The sequence below is a fragment of the Streptomyces sp. NPDC006476 genome (assembly GCF_040612015.1).
Classification (GTDB): Bacteria; Actinomycetota; Actinomycetes; order Streptomycetales; family Streptomycetaceae; genus Streptomyces; species Streptomyces griseorubiginosus_B.
Genome location: NZ_JBEXPK010000032.1, coordinates 18,595 through 36,583, shown reverse-complemented (window position 1 = coordinate 36,583; position 17,989 = coordinate 18,595). Strand labels below are relative to the sequence as shown.

Here is a 17,989-nt window from a genome sequence, read left to right as displayed (position 1 = left end):
CCTGGTTTCCCTTTGCCCTCTCCTTGTCCTCCGCTTTGCCTTGACGTCCCCTTCGTCCCCTGCCCCCACTTTGCGTCGCCCGCCCCTTACCCTCGTACGCATGACCAGCGACGACACCGCACCCGCGGGCCGGACCCGCTCCATCGAGACCCACCCCGCGCTCACCCCCGCGCAGATCGAGTCCGTGCTCGCCCTGCTGGCGGAGGCCGCGCGGTACGACGGCCAGCAGGCGGTGTCCGAACAGGGCCGGCTGCAACTGCGCGGCGGAGAACGCGAGGGCGTCTCCCATCTGCTGCTCAGCTCCGGGGACGAACTCGTCGGCTACGCCCAGCTGGAGGACACCGACCCGGTGGAGGCGCCGGCCGCCGAGCTGGTCGTGCACCCCGCGCACCGGGGCCAGGGCCACGGACGGGCCCTCGGTTCGGCGTTGCTGGCCGCGTCCGGCAAGCGGCTGCGGGTGTGGGCCCACGGCGGGCACTCGGCGGCCCGGCATCTGGCGCAGGTCCTCGGGTTGACCCTGTTTCGCGAACTGCGGCAGATGCGGCGGCCGTTGACCGACCTGAACCTGCCCGAGCCGGTGCTGCCGGCGGACGTGACCGTCCGCACCTTCGTGCCGGGGCAGGACGACTCGGCGTGGCTCGCGGTGAACGCCGCCGCCTTCGCCCACCACCCCGAGCAGGGCTCGCTGACCCAGCGCGACCTCGACGACCGCAAGGCCGAGCCGTGGTTCGACCCGGCGGGCTTCTTCCTCGCCTTCCGCGGCGACGAACTCGTCGGCTTCCACTGGACGAAGGTCCATGCGACGGAGGGCCTCGGCGAGGTGTACGTGCTGGGGGTGCGGCCCGGTGCGCAGGGCGGCGGGCTGGGCAAGGCGCTGACCACGATCGGCTTGCGGCACCTGGCGGCGCAGGAGTTGCCGACCGCGATGCTGTACGTGGACGGCGACAACAAGGCGGCGGTCTCGGTCTACGAGCGGCTGGGCTTCACGACGTACGAGACGGATCTGATGTACCGCACGGAGACGTGACGCCTCCGGCGGTTGGCCGGGTTCGGGTGCGTGGGGGTGCGCCGCCCTGGGGGCTGTGCCCCCAGACCCCCCATCGGCCCCAGGGCCTCGTCCTCAAACGCCGGACGGGCTGACAGTCGACCGGCGTCGTGCCGGCAAGCCCCGTCTGCGCAGGGGCTCCGGGGCAGACACCGCCAGCGCCACCAGCGCCCCCACCAGCAGCCACGCCCACCGCTCGTGTGCCGCGCCCCAGTTGCTGTCCTGCGGCCACACGAACAGCTCCCAGCCGGCGGGGAGCAGATGGGGGGTCACCACCGCCGTGAGGAGGTAGGCCGCCGCCACCGAGGGGCCGGGGCGGGGCTCGTTCGTCCAGCGGAGCGCCGAGGCGCCCGCGAGCAGGGCCAGTGCGCAGGCCGCCGCCGCCTCCAGGGTGACGTCGCCCACCGGGGGGCGTACCCCCGAGGGGACCAGGAGGACGACCGCCGTCCACCACAGCGCGGTGAGCGGGGTGACCAGGGCGATCCGGAGACCGGTGCGCAGGGCGCGCCGGGTCGGCACCGTGGCCGTCGTGTGGCGGGCAGGGTCGTCCAGGAGGAAGGTCAGGCCCAGCGCGTAGGCGAGGACGGCGGCACGGAGCAGGGTGAGCGCGGGCCAGCCGTGGGCGTCGCCCCCGCCCCATCGCAGCGCCCCGGCCAGCAGCAGCCCGAGGCCCGCCGCGGCCCCCAGCGCCCGCCAGGGCAGGGTCCGCCAGACGGGGAGCGTCAACTCCCGGATGATCAGTCGCACTTGTCCTTCTCCTTCGGCGCCTTGACCCCCAGCAGTTCCGCCGCTCGCGCGCTCGTGACCTTCGGGGCCGTCAGTTCGGTCCAGTGGGCCCGCACCTTCGCGGCCACGGACTCCCGCGGTTGGTCGAGGAGTTCGCGTACGACGGAAGTCTGGCCGGACGTCATGTCCATCGGGTCGGTCGGGGAGAGGACGATCGCCGAGCCGGTCACGCTGTCGTCGAGGCGGACGTTGCTCAGGGACTTCACGGGGTGGGGCAGCCAGTTCAGGGCGAGCCACATGATGGTGACCATGCGGCCGTCGCACAGCCCGGAGGTCGCCTTCTCGCTGCCGGTGACCAGCACGGCGGCCACGGCGGCGGAGAACTCGGGGACACGCGGGCCGCCCCAGCCGGTGCCGACGGTGACCTGGTGCGGGTTCGCCGAGGGGTCGAGCGCGCCGTCGGAGGCGAGTCCGTCCGTGGCGTAGACGCGCTGGCGGACGAGGATCGGCTGGGTGCGCGCGCCGCCGCCGGCCGAGGAACGGACGTGGTCCACCACGGACGCCCAGGTGGCCGCCCGCGGCTTCCACTCGGGGAAGGCGCAGTACGTCGACCCGTCCCGCCGCACGCAGACCTGTTCCTTCTCCGGGGCGTTCGTGGCCCGCGCCCGCGCCACGGTCGTACGGTCCGGCAGCGCGCCCGTCTGGACGATTCCGCCGGTCAGCGCGAGGGCCAGCGCCGCGGCGACGGCTCCCATGAGGGCCGGGCCACGGCCACCGGCCACGAGGACCGCCACCAGGGCCACCGTCAGGGCCAGTCCCAGCAGATACAGGGCGTGCCAGGCGGCGGGGCGGTCCATCAGGTCGGAGGGGATCGCGCTGCTGGTGTTCTCGCTCACGATCGGCGTCAGCCAGCGCGTGCCCCGCTCGCCGCTGCCCGCGGGGAAGGCTCCGCCGAACAGGAGGAAGAAGAGCAGCACGATCGCGAGCGGCGCCGCGAGGACCGACGAGAACAGCCGGGCGAGCAGCACCCCGAACGCGCCGGCCAGCAGCACCACCAGGGGGCCGACGAGCAGTTCGCCGGCCGAGGCGGTGCCGACCGAACCGGACTCGAGCGCCATCCAGCCGAACTGGGCACTCACACACACCGCGACGAGCAGCACGATCGGCACCACGGACAGCGCGTGGCCCGCCGTGCGCTGCCACGGCCGCAGCACCAGCACCGCGAAGTGCCGTTCGGTGTCCCGGCGCGCGGATCGCAGCATCGCCTGGTTGACGCAGACCAGCAGCGCCAGGGCGATCAGCACCGGGCCGGACTGGGTGGCGCGGTCGGCGTCCTGGAGGGCGGGGTAGCCGTTCTCGAAGTCCGGGGTGCGCCAGACGATCCAGGCGATGTACAGCAGAAGGGCCAGCAGCATCGGCGCGCGCAGCAGCAGTTGGCGCGCCTCGAAGAGGGCCAGGGCGAGGACGGCAGCCCAGGGGGCGGGTCGGGACTCGGTCCCGGTGGCCGTCGGGGTCTGTTCCAGGATCGTGCTCACGCGGGCACCTCCGCCTCGTCCAGGGTCAGCAGGTAGCCGTCCTCCAGGGTGGGTTCGAGCAGGTCGGCGCCGACGGGCGGCAGGCCGACGTTGCGGAAGGAGCCGGTGCCGGTGCGCCAGCCCGCCTTCGCGCCCGGGTCGCGTTCGGTGCTGCTCCACACCCGGCCGGCGGCCCGCGCGGTCAGCTCGGCGGGGGTGCCGTCGAAGCGGATGCGGCCGCCCGCCATCACCAGGACGCGGTGGCAGAGCATCGCCACGTCCTCGGTCTGGTGGGTGGAGAGCAGGACCGTACGGCCCTCTCCCGCCTGCGCGATCAACTCCCGGAAGCGCATGCGCTGTTCGGGGTCAAGGCCGACCGTCGGCTCGTCCAGGACCAGGAAGCCCGGGTCGCCGATCAGCGCGGCGGCCAGCGCGACCCGCTGGCGCATCCCGCCGGACAGCTTCTTGATGCGCTTGCCGCGCACCTCACCGAGATCGACCTGCTCCAGCACCCGGCGCACCTCACGGTGACGGGCGCCGCGGTCGGTCAGCTCCTTGAGGATCGCCACGTAGTCGACGAACTCGAAGGGCGTGAAGTCCGGGTGGAAGCCCGGGGTCTGGGGAAGGTAGCCGAGCGCGCGCCGCACCTCCTGGCGGCCGGCCGAGGTGGCCGGGTCGTTGCCGAGGACGGTGAAGGCGCCGCCGTCGGCGGGCAGGGCGGTGGCCAGGACCCGCAACAGGGTCGTCTTTCCGGCCCCGTTGGGGCCGATCAGGCCGGTGACGCCCGGGGTGAGCCGCAGCGACACGTCGTCGAGGGCGTGGGTACCGCCGTAGCGCAGGCTCAGCCCGGAGGCGGAAACGGTGGGTGTCATGCGGCGCTCCCCTGGAAGCGGTCGAAACGGTCACGTACGAGGAACAGCAGCCCGCCGGCGAGCGCGGCGACCGCCGCCGCCACCCCCTGGCCGGCCGCCGTGAACGGAAGAAGCGTGCTGTCGGCCTGGACGGCATGGGCCGTCACGAGCAGCGCCACCCACGTCCCGCCGACCAGCGCCGGCGCGAGCACCGGGCCGAGCCGGGCGGAGAGCGCGAGGCCGGCCGAGGTGAGAGCGAGCGCGGGCAGCAGCCAGGCCAGGGCGCGCAGGCCCAGTCCGGGCAGGGCGAGCGTGGCCAGACCGCAGAGGGCGAGACCGGCGGTGAGGACGGCGACCGTGCGGATCATCAGCAGCCGGAACCCGTGCACCGGGGAGACCACCGCCATCTCGTACGTCGGGTCCAGCGCGGGCCCGTACGACAGCGCGACCCCGGCGAGGGGCAGCAGCGGCGCGAGGGCCAAGAAGAGGGTGACGGAGCCGGTGCTCTGGGCCGCCAGCACGGACATCACCAGCACGGCGACGACCGCGCCCAGCCAGGAGCGGCGCAGCACGGGCGTGGCCGCCAGCAGCCGCGCGGTGTGGTCGGCGACCCCGACCCGCACCAGCAGCCGCTCGAACAACCCCGGCCGGGGCGCGTCCAGTTCGGCGTCCAGCCGCTCCCACGCGGCGTCGACCGACTCACCGACCTCGGCGAGCACGGCCCGGCACTCGGCGCAGGCGACCAGGTGCGTGTCGGCGGACCACAGCGCGGGCGGCGCCAACTCCCCCTGGCTGTAGGCCCGCAGGTCCTCGGCATCCACATGCCATGTCATGCCAGCGCCTCCCTCAGCTGCTTGCGGGCGCGCATCGCCCGTGTCTTGACCGTCCCCGGCGGTATGCCGAGCAGGACGGCCGCCTCGCGGGTGCTCAGCCCGTCGATGACCGTGGCCTGCAGGACCGCCCGCAGTTCCGGCGACAGCCGGACGAGGGCGCCCGCGAGGTCCCCGTGCTCAACCCCCGCGAGCACGCGTTCCTCCGCGGACGCCTCGTCCCGGTGCCGCAGCCGCGCCAGCGCCTGCCGCAGCCGCCCCCGTGCCCCGTCCCCGCGCAGGGCGTCGATCAGCCGCCGCGAGCCGATGCGCCACAGCCAGCCGGCCACGTCACCGTCCTCGCGGTAGCGGGCCTTGCCCCGCCAGATCGCGAGGAAGGTCTCCTGTACGACGTCGTCGACCACGCCCGCGTCGGCGCACCGGCCGCGCAGCCGGGCGGTCAGCCACGGCGCGTACCGCCGGTACAGCTCCTCGAAGGCGCGCCGGTCCCCGTCCGCGGCGGCCCGCAGCAGCTCCCCGTCGCTTCTCGTTTCGCTCACACCCCCTCATCGCACCGTCCCCCCGGATCGGTTCACCGGATCCTTCTTGACTTTCGCAGCCCCACTCCATCACCTTTTCACTACTCAATTAGTGAAAGGGTGATTGTACGGGTGGTCGAGTACCGCATCGACCGGCGCTCCGGCGTCGCCACCTACGTCCAGATCGTCCAGCAGACCAAGCAGGCCCTCCGGCTCGGCCTGCTCGAACCGGGGGACCGGCTGCCCACCGCCCGCGAGGTGGTCGAGGCCACCGCCATCAACCCCAACACGGTCCTGAAGGCCTACCGGGAGCTGGAACGCGAGGGCCTGGTCGAGGCCCGGCGCGGCCTCGGCACCTTCGTCCGCCGTTCCCTCGGCGCCCAGCCCGCCGACTCGCCCCTGCGCGCCGAACTCGACGAGTGGGCCAGGCGCGCCCGCTCGGCCGGACTCGGGCGCGAGGACGTCGACGCGCTCTTCACCGCCGTGCTCGACGAACACTTCCCGAAGGGGGACCAGTGAGTTCCACCAGCACCGCCCCGGCCGTCGCCCTAGAGGCGTCCCGGCTCGGCAAGCGGTACGACAGAAGGGCCGCGGCCCTCGACGAATGCTCCTTCCGCCTCCCGGCGGGCCGGATCAGCACCCTGGTCGGCCCGAACGGCGCCGGCAAGTCGACGCTGCCGGCCCTGGCCGCGGGGCTGCTGTGTCCCACCTCCGGCACCCTCACCGTGCTCGGCGGGGCGCCCGGCGAGTTCCGTGAGCGCCTCTCCTACCTCGCGCAGAACAAGCCCCTGTAGTCCCGGCTGACCGTCGCCGAGACCCTGCGGATGGGTGCCGAGCTCAACCCGGCCCGCTGGGACGCGGCCTACGCCCACCGGATCGTCGAGGAGGGCTCGCTCGACCCCGGGGCGCTGATCCGCGCGCTCTCCGGCGGCCGGCGCACCCGCGTCGCACTCGCCCTCGCGCTCGGCAAGCGGCCCGATCTGATGCTGCTGGACGAGCCGATGGCCGACCTCGACCCCTCGCCCGGCACGAGCTGATGGGCACGCTGATGCGGACGCGGCCGAGCCGTACTTCCTGGTCTACGCCTTCCGCGGCAACCACTGGCCCTTCCAGGGCCGCTACCGGCAGCCGGAGCTGCGCTCCCACAGCTGGGCGGTCACCTCCTCGGGAGCCAGGATCGACGACCTGGGCTGCTACACCGACCAGGCCTGTCTGGCCCGCCACGACATCGTCGGCTTCGGCCGCGCCTACCTGCCCTCCCCCGACTACTGGCCCCGCCAGCTCCTGGAGACCGGCGTCCTGCTGGCCCTCACCGCCCTCACCGTCACCGCGACCTTCGCCGTCCTGCGCCGCCGCGCCGACGTGTGAGGCATCCGGCCCGCGAACGTCCTTCCGCCGACGGGAAGGACGTACGTATTCTCGGGGGCGGCTTCCAGCCACTCGTTACGGCCCTCCGGCCGGCGTAGACGCCCGGGAGCCGCTCCCCGATATCCCGCACGCCATGTCGCCGTAACCAACGGTTCAGACGGGCTTGCGACGCTCGGCCAATGACGCCCTCCGTGCCGGAACCTTCGCCGCCCCTCGACGGGCCCGCGGGGAACGGGGACGCCTTCGGCTCCGCGAACGCGCTCCCGCCCGCGTTGTCCGACGCGCCCGTATCGCCCGTGGCGCGGAAGAATGGGTTCATGAGCCAGTCAGAAACCCAGGCACAGGTCCAGCACGCCCAGCCCTCCGTGGGCTCCATAGCCGCGCACCGCCCGCACGTCGCGGCCACGGTTTCCGACCTGGAACCGGATATTCCGGACATCGACGCCGATCTCGATGCCTACGAGGAGTCGCAGGTCGACGGGGTCCAACTGCCGCAGGGACGCTTCCTCGACCGGGAGCGCAGCTGGCTCGCGTTCAACGAGCGGGTCCTCGAACTCGCCGAGGACCCGAACACTCCCTTGTTGGAGCGGGCCAACTTCCTCGCGATCTTCGCCAGCAACCTGGACGAGTTCTTCATGGTCCGGGTGGCCGGTCTGAAACGGCGTATCGCCACCGGCGTCGCCACCCGCTCCGCCTCCGGCCTGCAGCCACGCGAGGTCCTGGAGATGATCTGGGCCCGCTCCCGCGAGCTGATGGCCCGGCACGCCGCCTGCTACCACGAGGACGTCGCCCCCGCGCTCGCGGAGGAGGGCATCCACCTGGTCCGCTGGAGCGAGCTGACGGAGAAGGAGCAGGCCCGCCTGTTCACCCTCTTCCGGCACCAGATCTTCCCGGTCCTGACCCCGCTGGCGGTCGACCCGGCGCACCCCTTCCCGTACATCTCCGGCCTCTCGCTGAACCTGGCCGTGGTCGTGCGCAACCCGGTCACCGGTCACCGGCACTTCGCCCGCGTCAAGGTGCCGCCGCTGCTGTCCCGCTTCCTGGAGAGCTCCCCGGGCCGCTACGTCCCCATCGAGGACGTCATCGCCGCCCATCTCGAGGAGTTGTTCCCGGGCATGGAGGTGCTGGAGCACCACGCCTTCCGGCTCACCCGCAACGAGGACCTCGAGGTCGAGGAGGACGACGCGGAGAACCTGCTCCAGGCGCTGGAGAGGGAGCTCATGCGGCGCCGCTTCGGTCCGCCGGTGCGCCTGGAGGTCGAGGAGTCCATCGACCGCGAGGTGCTCGACCTGCTGGTGCGCGAGCTGAAGATCTCCGAGGCGGAGGTCTACCCGCTGCCCGGCCCCCTAGACCTCACCGGCCTCTTCCGCATCCACGGCCTGGACCGGCCGGAGCTGAAGTACAAGAAGTTCGTCGCGGGCGTCCACCGCGACCTCGCCGAGGTCGAGTCGGCCTCCGCCGCCGACATCTTCGCCGCCCTGCGCACCCGGGACGTGCTGCTGCACCACCCGTACGACTCCTTCTCCACCTCCGTGCAGGCCTTCCTGCAGCAGGCGGCCGACGACCCGGACGTCCTCGCCATCAAGCAGACCCTGTACCGCACCTCCGGCGACTCCCCGATCGTCGACGCGCTCATCGACGCCGCCGAGGCCGGCAAGCAGGTGCTGGTGCTGGTGGAGATCAAGGCCCGCTTCGACGAGCACGCCAACATCAAGTGGGCGCGCAAGCTGGAGGAGGCGGGCTGCCACGTCGTCTACGGCCTCGTGGGCCTCAAGACGCACTGCAAGCTGTCCCTGGTGGTCCGCCAGGAAGGCGACACCCTACGGCGCTACAGCCACGTCGGCACGGGCAACTACCACCCGAAGACCGCCCGGCTGTACGAGGACCTCGGCCTGCTCACCGCCGACCCGCAGGTGGGCGCCGACCTCTCGGACCTCTTCAACCGCCTCTCCGGCTACTCCCGCCGGGAGACCTACCGCCGCCTGCTGGTGGCCCCCAAGTCCCTTCGCGACGGCCTGATCGCGCGGATCAACAAGGAGACCCAGCACCACCGTGCCGGGCGTCCCGCGTTCATCCGCATCAAGGTCAACTCGATGGTCGACGAGGCGGTCATCGACGCGCTCTACCGGGCGTCCCAGGCAGGCGTACCGGTGGACATCTGGGTCCGCGGCATCTGTGCCGTGCGCCCGGGCGTCATGGGCCTGTCGGACAACATCCGGGTCCGCTCCATCCTCGGCCGCTTCCTCGAGCACTCCCGGGTCTTCGCCTTCGGCAACGGCGGCGAGCCCGAAGTGTGGATCGGCAGCGCCGACATGATGCACCGCAACCTCGACCGCCGTATCGAGGCCCTGGTCAGGGTCACCGACCCGGCCCACCGCGCAGCCCTGAACCGGCTGTTGGAGACCGGCATGTCCGACACCACCTCCTCCTGGCACCTCGGCCCGGACGGCGAATGGATCCGGCACGCCACCGACGCGGACGGCCAACCCCTGCGAAACGTCCAGGAGATGCTCATAGACGCCCGGAGGCGCCGGCGTGGCACAGCAACACCTTGACCCGACGGACCCCGCGGCCGGGCCCGCCCCCACAGGTGACGCCCTGGCGGGCTATCTGCGGGCCCAGGCCACGGAGTTCCTCCGCGCCCTGCGGCAGCACCGGGAGACCGGGACGGCTGCCGCCTCGAACGGCACGGAGGAGTCCGTCGACGCGGCGCGCGCCCTGCGCCGCTCGGTCCGCCGCATCAGCGGCAGCCTGCACACCTTCCGCCCCCTGCTGGAGGCCGACTGGTCCGAGACCCTGCGCCCCGAACTGGCCTGGCTGTCCGGGACGTTGTCGATGGAGCACGCCTACGAGGCACGGCTGGAACGCCTGTTGCTCGCCCTGCACCGGCTGTCGGGCGCCGCGGTGTTCCCGGCCCAGACGGTCGGGGTTCCCGCGGTCGGCGGCCGCGGCGACACGGGGGGCCAGGAGCGCGGCAATCTCACGGTCGGCGCGGCGAAGGCGGGCGCCCTGCTCGAACGCCAGCTGACCCTCGCCCGGACCCGCGCCCACTCCACCGCGCTGCAGGCCCTGGGCTCCTCACGCTTCCACGCCGTCGCCGACAAGGTGGCCGTCCTGGCCAGCGAGGTCCCCCTCACCCCCACCGCCCACGCCACGGAGCTCGGCCCGCTGGCCGCCGCGGCCGAGGAACGCCTCACCGACGCCATCGCCGCGCTCCCCCTGGTCACCGCGGGCCACCCGTACAACGCCGAGGCCCTCGTGCACGGCCTCTCCCCCGACCCCAGCCCGCACCCCCAGGACGCCCCCTGGCACCAGGTCCGTCTCCTGCTGCGTCTGCACCGCTACGCCCGCGAGACACTGTGCGGCCCGGACGCCCCCATCGACGTCCGCCTCCTCACCGCCGGGCAGGCACTCGACCGGCACCGGGACGCCTCGGAGGCGGCCGCCGCGGCGGCCTCGGCGGCCCGGACCCCCCGTATCGCCCCGGCGACGGCGTACGCGCTCGGGGTGCTCCACGCGGACCAGCGGCACGAGGTGGAAGCGGCCCGGTTCGCGTTCCAGCAGTGTTGGCAGAAGCAGGTGGTGAGTACGTGACCTCGACCTCCGACAGCGACTACACCCTCATCCAGGCGGCCGGCTGCGTCCTGTGGCGCCGCTCCCCGGTCGACGGCGAGCTGGAGATCTGCCTCGTCCACCGGCCGAAGTACGACGACTGGTCCCACCCCAAGGGCAAGTTGAAGCGCGGCGAGGACCCGCTCACGGGCGCGCTGCGCGAGGTCGAGGAGGAGACCGGTTACACCGCCGATCCCGGCGTGGAGCTGCCCAGCATCCGCTACATGGCCAACGGCCGCCCCAAGCAGGTGCGTTACTGGGCGGCCGAGGCGACCGAGGGCCGCTTCGTCCCGAACGACGAGGTGGACCGCATCCTGTGGCTCTCCCCCGCGGCGGCCCGCAGCCGGCTCACCCAGTACCGCGACCGCACCCTGATCGACGAACTCCTGCCGCTCTGAACGTCGTTGGGGTCAGTCCCGCACGAGCGTCACATGCCCCTCGGCGTCCGTGCGGGCCTGGCTGCGGGCTCTTCGCGCCGGACCGCGCCAGCCGCAACTGCACCGGGCAAAACAGAAACGGCCCTCTTCGACCGTTGTCGTGCGATGTTCCTCCTGCGCCACGCCGACAACGTTACCCACCCCGAGTGCCGCAGCAATCAGCCGCCTCCGGCGGCGGTGGGGGTGTGCCGCGTGACGGCCCCACCCACCCGTCGTTAAGCGGAACGACAGGGGCACGGGACTCACGCACCGGCTGGGGTGGGCGGCGATGGCAAAGCGGCAGCGCAGGGCGGGCGGGGCGGGCGGGGCGATCGCCGCGGGCATCGCGGTCTGTCTCTGGGCCGCCGGCTGCTCCGGCCCCGGCGCCGTCACCGAGGACTCCCGCGCCGCCGACGCCGTCCCGCTGCTGCACCGGGCCGCCGACACCCTGGTGGCCGCAGGCACGTCCAGGGCCACGACCTCGATGGAGATGGCCGCGGGCGGCACCCGCGTCACCATCCGCGGCCACGGCGTGTACGACTTCCGGGGTCGGCTCGGCCGGCTGACGGTCCGCCTGCCGCAGGACCCGACCGGCGCCGACGAGCACCGTCCGATCACCGAACTCCTCGCGCCCGGCGCCCTGTTCATGAAGAACCGCGGCGCCGGGGTGCCCGCCGACAAATGGGTGCGCGTCGAGACGGCCACCCTGTCCGACGGCAACCTGGTGACCGGCGGCGCGACCGACCCGTTCGCCGCCGCCGAGTTGCTGCGCGGCGCCCGCACGGCGACCTACCTCGGCAGGACCGAGCTCGCGGGGACCGAGGTACGGCACTACCGCGGCACCGCCGACCTCGCGCTCGCCGCGCGGGGGGCCGCCAGGGACGCCCGGGAGTCCCTCGCCGCGGCGGCGAAAGGGTTCGCCAGCGCCGACGTGCCGTTCGACGTCTACTTCGACGACCAGGGCCGCATCCGCAAGATCCGGCACCGCTTCAGCTTCGCCGGATCACGGCACGACAAGCCCGTCGCGGTCGCCTCGACGACGCTGCTGTACGACTTCGGGGCCCCCGCCGCCGTACGCCTGCCGGCGTCGAAGGACATCTACGCCGGGAAGATCCAGGAGTAGCGGTGTCCTCCCCGCGAAGGAGGGCGGGCGGCGAGAACTAGCCCTTACGTGCCATGCGCTGTGTGTAGGCCGCTCCCTACTCTAGGAAGTCGGTGACGGCAGAGATGAGGTGATGCACGTGGCTCCGGTCGGCGGTACGGCAGTTCAGGACCACGTGGCCCTCGCCGAGATCGAGCTGTGCGGAGAGCTGATCATCGCGGCCTCGGCCGCGGGCGGGGACCGGCTCAGCCTGGAGAGCATCGACCAGGTCCTGAAGGTGGCCGAGGAACGCGAGGACGTCTCCGGCGCCCCGCGCTCAGGTGCGCAGTAGACGGGCGATGGCCTTGGTGGCCTCGTCGACCTTGGCGTCGATCTCGTCCCCGCCCCTGAGGGCCGCGTCGGCGACGCAGTGCCGCAGATGCTCCTCCAGCAGCTGCAGCGCGAAGGACTGCAGGGCCTTGGTGGACGCCGAGACCTGGGTGAGTATGTCGATGCAGTAGACGTCCTCGTCGACCATCCGCTGCAGACCGCGGATCTGGCCCTCGATCCGGCGCAGCCGCTTGAGGTGCTCGTCCTTCTGCTTGTGGTACCCGTGTGTGGTGTTCTGTGCGGTTTTGTCTTCCGCGCTGACGGAGGGCGCCGTCGCGCCGGCCTCGGTGGTCGTCATCGCGTCCTCCCGTGAGACGTGCGGACATATACCCCAGGTGGGTATATGGTACCGAACTTTGCTGGGTATAGGGCCCTTGGTACGCCCCCGTGCGGATCACTCTGCCCGATGGGCGACACTGGTGGGCGGCCCATTAGCCGTGGCCGGATGATGCACCTAGCATCAGCCTGACCGAAACCGATGCACCCCGAGGACCCCTTGTGCGCTTTCGTCTGACCCCCAGGGAGACGAGCTTCTACGACATGTTCGCCGCATCCGCGGACAACATCGTCACGGGCTCGAAGCTCCTGATGGAACTGCTCGGGGCGGACGCCTCCGCCCGGGCCGAGATCGCAGAGCGTATGCGGGCCGCGGAACACGCAGGTGACGACGCCACTCACGCGATCTTCCACCAGCTGAACTCCTCGTTCATCACGCCCTTCGACCGCGAGGACATCTACTCCCTCGCATCGTCCCTCGACGACATCATGGACTTCATGGAGGAGGCCGTCGACCTGGTCGTCCTCTACAACGTCGAGGAACTGCCGAAGGGAGTCGAGCAGCAGATCGAGGTGCTGGCGCGGGCGGCCGAACTCACCGCCGAGGCCATGCCCAACCTGCGCACGATGGACAACCTCACCGAGTACTGGATCGAGGTCAACCGCCTGGAGAACCAGGCCGACCAGATCCACCGGAAGCTGCTGGCCCACCTCTTCAACGGCAAGTACGACGCGATAGAGGTGCTGAAACTCAAGCAGATCGTGGACGTCCTGGAGGAAGCGGCGGACGCGTTCGAGCACGTGGCGAACACGGTGGAGACCATCGCCGTCAAGGAGTCCTGAGGCGTCGATGGACACCTTCGCCCTGGTCGTGACCATCGCGGTCGCGCTCTTCTTCACGTACACCAACGGCTTCCACGACTCCGCGAACGCGATCGCCACCTCCGTCTCGACCCGGGCACTGACGCCCCGGGCGGCCCTCGCCATGGCCGCCGTGATGAACCTCGCAGGTGCCTTCCTCGGCTCGGGGGTCGCCAAGACCGTCAGCGAGGGCCTGATCGCCACGCCGTCGGGCTCCCAGGGGATGGCCATCCTCTTCTCTGCCCTGGTCGGCGCGATCGTCTGGAACCTGATCACCTGGTACTACGGCCTGCCGTCCTCCTCCTCCCACGCCCTCTTCGGCGGCCTGGTGGGCGCCGCGATCGCGGGCGGTACGACGGTCCACTGGTCCGGGGTCCTGGACAAGGTCGTCATCCCGATGTTCCTGTCCCCGGTCGTCGGCCTGGTCGTCGGCTACCTGGTGATGCTGGCGATCCTGTGGATCTTCCGCAAGACCAACCCGCACAAGACCAAGCGCGGCTTCCGCATAGCGCAGACCGTGTCGGCCGCCGGCATGGCCCTCGGCCACGGCCTCCAGGACGCCCAGAAGACGATGGGCGTCGTCGTCATGGCACTGGTGATTTCCGGCCACGCGACCTACGGCGACCCGATCCCGGTCTGGGTGAAGCTGGTCTGCGCCGTCATGCTCTCCCTGGGCACCTACGCGGGCGGCTGGCGCATCATGCGCACCCTCGGCCGCAAGATCATCGAACTGGACCCGCCGCAGGGCTTCGCCGCGGAGACCACCGGCGCCGCGATCATGTTCTCCACCGCGTACCTCTTCAAGGCCCCGGTCTCCACGACCCACGTCATCACCTCGGCCATCATGGGCGTCGGCGCGACGAAGCGCGTGAACGCGGTCCGCTGGGGCGTCGCCAAGAACATCGTCCTGGGCTGGTTCATCACCATGCCGGCGGCGGCCATGGTGGCGGCAGGCTCCTACGGCCTGGTGAACCTGGCGTTCCTCTAGGACCTGTCGCGACCCGCCCGGCACCAGCGAACGCCGAACGCGACGCCCGGCTCCCGGCAACGCAGACCAGGCCGAAGCCCTCGCCTTCGAGCCGCCACCCCGGCCTCACTGCGGCGGCCCGCCCGGCGGCCGCCATCACGGAACCCCGTGCCGACCGCCATGACGGAACCCGGGCCCCGACGCCGCCGCCTCAGCCCCCGCAGCCGCCCTGACCCCGGTCGCCTCACCCGCCCCCGCGACACCCCGGCCTCACCGCGGTCGCCCGCCCGGGCGACCGCCATCACGGAACCCCGTGCCGACCGCCATGACGGAACCCGGGCCCCGACGCCGCCGCCTCAGCCCCCGCAGCCGCCCTGACCCCGGTCGCCTCACCCGCCCCCGCGACATCCCGGCCTCACCGCGGTCGCCCGCCCGGGCGGCCGCCATCGCGGAACCCCGTTCCGGCCGCCTCGGCGGAACCCGGGTTCCGGTCGCCGCCGTCTCGGCCCCGGTCGCCTCGGCCGCGCCGCGGGCTCCGTGTGAACGACGGGCCCGCCCCCGGGAGCCAGGGGCGGGCCCTTCATCGACCTCGCGGTGGCACCGCCATGCAGCACCGCGAGGGGTCTTCGGGATCAGCCGAAGCGGCCGGAGATGTAGTCCTCCGTCGCCTGGACCGACGGGTTGGAGAAGATCCGCTCCGTGTCGTCGATCTCGATCAGCTTGCCGGGCTGCCCGACCGCCGCGAGGTTGAAGAACGCCGTACGGTCCGAGACACGCGCCGCCTGCTGCATGTTGTGCGTCACGATGACGATCGTGAAGCGCTCCTTCAGCTCACCGATCAGGTCCTCGATGGCGAGGGTGGAGATCGGGTCGAGGGCGGAGCAGGGCTCGTCCATCAGCAGCACCTTCGGCTCGACCGCGATCGCGCGGGCGATGCACAGACGCTGCTGCTGACCACCGGACAGGCCCGAACCCGGCTTGTTCAGACGGTCCTTGACCTCGTTCCAGAGGTTCGCGCCCTTGAGCGACTTCTCGACGACGTCACCGAGCTCGCTCTTCTTGACGTTGCCGTTCAGCCGCAGCCCCGCCGCCACGTTGTCGAAGATCGACATGGTGGGGAAGGGGTTCGGCCGCTGGAACACCATGCCGATCTCGCGCCGCACGGACACCGGGTCCACCCCGGGGCCGTAGAGGTCCTCGTCGTCCAGCAGCACCTTGCCCTCGACCCGGCCGCCCGAGGTGACCTCGTGCATCCGGTTCAGCGTGCGCAGGAACGTCGACTTGCCGCAGCCGGACGGGCCGATGAAGGCCGTCACCGTGCGCGGCTCGACGGTCATCGAGATGTCCTCGATCGCCTTGTGGGAGCCGTAGTAGGCGGTCAGTCCGCTTACGTCGATTCGCTTGGCCATGATTACGTCACTTCCAGAAAGTCTTGATCGGTCGCCGATGGCCGCGTCAGCGACCGGTCTTCGGGGCCTTCCAGCGGGCAATGGCCCGGGCCACCAGGTTGAGGATCATCACGAAGGCGATCAGGGCGAGCGAAGCCGCCCAGGCCCGGTTGTAGGCGTAGTCGTTGCCCGCGGCGTACTGCTGGTAGATGTACAGCGGCAGCGACTGCTGCGGCCCCGAGAAGGGGTTGTTGTTGATGAACCGGTTTCCGAACACCAACAGCAGCACAGGGGCGGTCTCACCGGTGATACGGGCGACGGCCAGCATGATGCCGGTCGTGATGCCGCCGATGGAGGTCGGCAGGACCACCTTCAGGATGGTGCGCCACTTCGGGACACCCAGCGCCAGGGATGCCTCCCGCAGCTCGTTCGGGACGAGCTTGAGCATCTCCTCGGTGGAGCGCACGACCACCGGCATCATCAGGATGGCCAGGGCGAGCGAGCCGGCGAAGCCGAACGGCTCCATGTCGAAGATCAGCATCAGGGAGAGGATGAACAGACCCGCGACGATCGACGGGACACCCGTCATGACGTCGACGAAGAAGGTGACCGCCTGGGCGAGCCGGCCACGGCCGTACTCCACCAGGTAGATGGCGGTCAGGACGCCGATCGGCGCCGCGATGATGGTGGCGAGACCGACCTGCTCCAGGCTGCCGATGATGGCGTGGTAGATGCCACCGCCCGGCTGGGAGTCGGCGACGAGGCCCATCGAGTGGGTCAGGAAGTAGACGTCGAGGACCTTCACACCGCGTACGACGGTCACCCAGACCAGGGAGACGAGCGGCACGAGGGCGACGAGGAAGGCGACCCAGACCAGACCGGTGGCGATACGGTCCTTGGCCTGGCGGCGGCCCTCGACGGTGGCGGCGATGACGTAGGTGGCGATCAGGAAGAGCAGACCGGCGATCAGACCCCACTGCACCTTGGTGAGCCCGGCGCCCGCCCCGATGGCAACGGCGACGGCCACGGAACCGGCGGCGATCGCCCAGGGCGACCACTTCGGCAGACTGGCGCCGCGCAGGGTGCTGGGGCGCTTCTCGGCGATGGCGGCGTTGCTCATGCGTTGGCCCCCGAGTACTCCTTGCGGCGGGCGATGATCATGCGAGCCGCGCCGTTGACCAACAGGGTGATGACGAACAGGACCAGACCGGAGGCGATGAGGGCGTCACGGCCGAACTCGGTGGCCTCGCTGAACTTGCTGGCGATGTTCTGGGCGAAGGTGCCGCCGCCCGGGTTGAGCAGGCTGCCGTGGATCAGGAAGTCCGGGGAGAGGACGGTGGCGACGGCCATCGTCTCGCCGAGCGCGCGGCCGAGGCCGAGCATCGACGCGGAGATCACACCGGAGCGGCCGAACGGCAGGACGGCCATGCGGATGACCTCCCAGCGCGTGGCGCCGAGGGCCAGGGCCGCCTCCTCGTGCATCTGCGGGACCTGGCGGAAGACCTCGCGGCTGACGTTGGTGATGATCGGCAGGATCATGACCGCGAGCAGGATGCCCACGGTCAGCAGGGAGCGCGGGGCGCCCTGGTCCCAGGAGAAGACCCCGGTCCAGCCGAAGAAGTCGTTGAGCCAGCCGAAGAGGCCGTTCATGTGCGGTACGAGGATCAGCGCGCCCCACAGGCCGTAGACGATGGACGGCACCGCGGCGAGCAGGTCGACGACGTACGCGATGGGACCGGCCAGCCGGCGCGGCGCGTAGTGCGTGAGGAACAGCGCGATGGCCACCGCGACTGGGACCGCGAGGACCATGGCGATGATCGAGGAGATCACCGTGCCGTACGCCAGGACGGCGATGCCGAAGCTGGGCGGCGTGACGTTGGTGTTCCACTCGAAGGTGGTCAGGAAGTTGCCGTGGTTCTTGCTGAGCGCGAGGGAGGCTCGGTAGGTGAGGAAGACCGCGATCGCGGCCATGATCACCAACAGCAGGATGCCCGACCCACGGGAGAGACCGAGGAAGATCCGGTCTCCGGGTCGGGTGGCGCCGCGGGCGTTGCGCTTCTGCTCGGCCGGCGTGGGCTGGGGCGTGGGAGGGGGTGCGTCAGTTATCTGTGTCGTGTCCATCGGGTTCTCCGGTCTGCGGAGCCGC

18 protein-coding genes and 1 pseudogene are annotated in these 17,989 nt (G+C 71.6%); 10 read left to right on the top strand and 9 right to left on the bottom strand.

Annotated elements, in window-relative coordinates; genetic code table 11:
* Positions 1-100 precede the first annotated feature (100 nt).
* Positions 101-1,027 (top strand): mycothiol synthase, encoded by a 927-nt coding sequence (gene mshD, locus ABZZ74_RS31310; RefSeq protein ID WP_356770628.1) that lies wholly within the window; start codon positions 101-103, stop codon positions 1,025-1,027.
* 93 nt (positions 1,028-1,120) lie between these two features.
* Here mshD and ABZZ74_RS31305 read toward each other — a convergent pair whose 3' ends face one another.
* From ABZZ74_RS31305 to ABZZ74_RS31285, 5 genes are read right to left on the bottom strand one after another with little or no spacing between them, the layout of a single operon-like run.
* Entirely contained in the window at positions 1,121-1,792 is a 672-nt protein-coding gene (locus tag ABZZ74_RS31305) for an ABC transporter (protein WP_356770626.1), read from the bottom strand.
* Positions 1,783-3,306: an ABC transporter permease gene (locus ABZZ74_RS31300; protein WP_356770624.1), complete on the bottom strand. Its 1,524-nt coding sequence runs from the start codon at positions 3,304-3,306 to the stop codon at positions 1,783-1,785. The genes ABZZ74_RS31305 and ABZZ74_RS31300 overlap by 10 nt, the downstream gene beginning before the upstream one ends.
* Positions 3,303-4,157 carry an ABC transporter ATP-binding protein gene (locus ABZZ74_RS31295; protein ID WP_356770622.1) on the bottom strand — a complete coding sequence of 285 codons (855 nt, stop codon included), beginning with the start codon at positions 4,155-4,157 and terminating at the stop codon, positions 3,303-3,305. Before ABZZ74_RS31295 ends, ABZZ74_RS31300 begins: the two co-directional genes overlap by 4 nt.
* On the bottom strand, positions 4,154-4,969 hold the full coding sequence (locus ABZZ74_RS31290; protein WP_356770620.1) for a zf-HC2 domain-containing protein: 816 nt from the start codon (positions 4,967-4,969) through the stop codon (positions 4,154-4,156). Before ABZZ74_RS31290 ends, ABZZ74_RS31295 begins: the two co-directional genes overlap by 4 nt.
* Positions 4,966-5,505: an RNA polymerase sigma factor gene (locus ABZZ74_RS31285; RefSeq protein ID WP_240865194.1), complete on the bottom strand. Its 540-nt coding sequence runs from the start codon at positions 5,503-5,505 to the stop codon at positions 4,966-4,968. The genes ABZZ74_RS31290 and ABZZ74_RS31285 overlap by 4 nt, the downstream gene beginning before the upstream one ends.
* 111 nt (positions 5,506-5,616) lie before the next feature.
* On the opposite strand from ABZZ74_RS31285, the gene ABZZ74_RS31280 reads away from it, so the two are divergent.
* The 7 genes and pseudogenes from ABZZ74_RS31280 to ABZZ74_RS31250 all read left to right on the top strand — a co-directional run bounded on the left by ABZZ74_RS31280 (position 5,617) and on the right by ABZZ74_RS31250 (position 12,313).
* On the top strand, positions 5,617-6,003 hold the full coding sequence (locus ABZZ74_RS31280; protein WP_356770757.1) for a GntR family transcriptional regulator: 387 nt from the start codon (positions 5,617-5,619) through the stop codon (positions 6,001-6,003).
* Positions 6,000-6,535, top strand: a pseudogene (locus ABZZ74_RS31275) (ABC transporter ATP-binding protein); the annotation flags it as partial. The gene ABZZ74_RS31280 and the pseudogene ABZZ74_RS31275, both read left to right, overlap by 4 nt.
* Positions 6,536-7,169: 634 nt before the next feature.
* Positions 7,170-9,407 (top strand): RNA degradosome polyphosphate kinase, encoded by a 2,238-nt coding sequence (locus tag ABZZ74_RS31270; protein WP_356770618.1) that lies wholly within the window; start codon positions 7,170-7,172, stop codon positions 9,405-9,407.
* The gene (locus ABZZ74_RS31265) at positions 9,388-10,446 is read left to right on the top strand and encodes a CHAD domain-containing protein (RefSeq protein WP_356770616.1); all 1,059 of its coding nucleotides are present in this window, start codon (positions 9,388-9,390) and stop codon (positions 10,444-10,446) included. The genes ABZZ74_RS31270 and ABZZ74_RS31265 overlap by 20 nt, the downstream gene beginning before the upstream one ends.
* The gene (locus ABZZ74_RS31260) at positions 10,443-10,862 is read left to right on the top strand and encodes an NUDIX hydrolase (protein WP_356770614.1); all 420 of its coding nucleotides are present in this window, start codon (positions 10,443-10,445) and stop codon (positions 10,860-10,862) included. The genes ABZZ74_RS31265 and ABZZ74_RS31260 overlap by 4 nt, the downstream gene beginning before the upstream one ends.
* Positions 10,863-11,169: 307 nt before the next feature.
* Positions 11,170-12,003 (top strand): hypothetical protein, encoded by an 834-nt coding sequence (locus ABZZ74_RS31255; protein ID WP_356770612.1) that lies wholly within the window; start codon positions 11,170-11,172, stop codon positions 12,001-12,003.
* A gap of 112 nt (positions 12,004-12,115) precedes the next feature.
* The gene (locus ABZZ74_RS31250; RefSeq protein WP_133045764.1) at positions 12,116-12,313 is read left to right on the top strand and encodes a hypothetical protein; all 198 of its coding nucleotides are present in this window, start codon (positions 12,116-12,118) and stop codon (positions 12,311-12,313) included.
* Here the strand turns inward: ABZZ74_RS31250 and ABZZ74_RS31245 are convergent.
* A complete protein-coding gene (locus ABZZ74_RS31245; RefSeq protein WP_356770610.1) occupies positions 12,299-12,649 on the bottom strand; it encodes a metal-sensitive transcriptional regulator in 351 nt (116 codons plus the stop codon). The genes ABZZ74_RS31250 and ABZZ74_RS31245 overlap by 15 nt on opposite strands.
* Before the next feature lie 200 nt (positions 12,650-12,849).
* Between ABZZ74_RS31245 and ABZZ74_RS31240 the strand changes: the two genes are divergently transcribed.
* Together ABZZ74_RS31240 and ABZZ74_RS31235 are read left to right on the top strand one after the other, a co-directional pair.
* Positions 12,850-13,470 (top strand): DUF47 family protein, encoded by a 621-nt coding sequence (locus tag ABZZ74_RS31240; protein WP_009326469.1) that lies wholly within the window; start codon positions 12,850-12,852, stop codon positions 13,468-13,470.
* Between the two features lie 7 nt (positions 13,471-13,477).
* Entirely contained in the window at positions 13,478-14,476 is a 999-nt protein-coding gene (locus ABZZ74_RS31235) for an inorganic phosphate transporter (protein WP_356770608.1), read from the top strand.
* A gap of 611 nt (positions 14,477-15,087) precedes the next feature.
* On the opposite strand, the gene pstB is transcribed toward ABZZ74_RS31235, so the two are convergent.
* The 3 genes from pstB to pstC are packed head-to-tail and all read right to left on the bottom strand — an operon-like array spanning position 15,088 to position 17,964.
* Positions 15,088-15,864, bottom strand: coding sequence for a phosphate ABC transporter ATP-binding protein PstB (pstB, locus tag ABZZ74_RS31230; RefSeq protein WP_356770606.1), 777 nt, complete (start codon positions 15,862-15,864; stop codon positions 15,088-15,090).
* A gap of 46 nt (positions 15,865-15,910) precedes the next feature.
* Complete coding sequence (gene pstA, locus ABZZ74_RS31225) at positions 15,911-16,963, bottom strand: phosphate ABC transporter permease PstA (protein WP_356770604.1); 1,053 nt, start codon at positions 16,961-16,963, stop codon at positions 15,911-15,913.
* Positions 16,960-17,964, bottom strand: a complete 1,005-nt coding sequence (gene pstC, locus ABZZ74_RS31220) for a phosphate ABC transporter permease subunit PstC (RefSeq protein WP_356770602.1) — start codon at positions 17,962-17,964, stop codon at positions 16,960-16,962. Before pstC ends, pstA begins: the two co-directional genes overlap by 4 nt.
* Between the last annotated feature and the right edge of the window lie 25 nt (positions 17,965-17,989).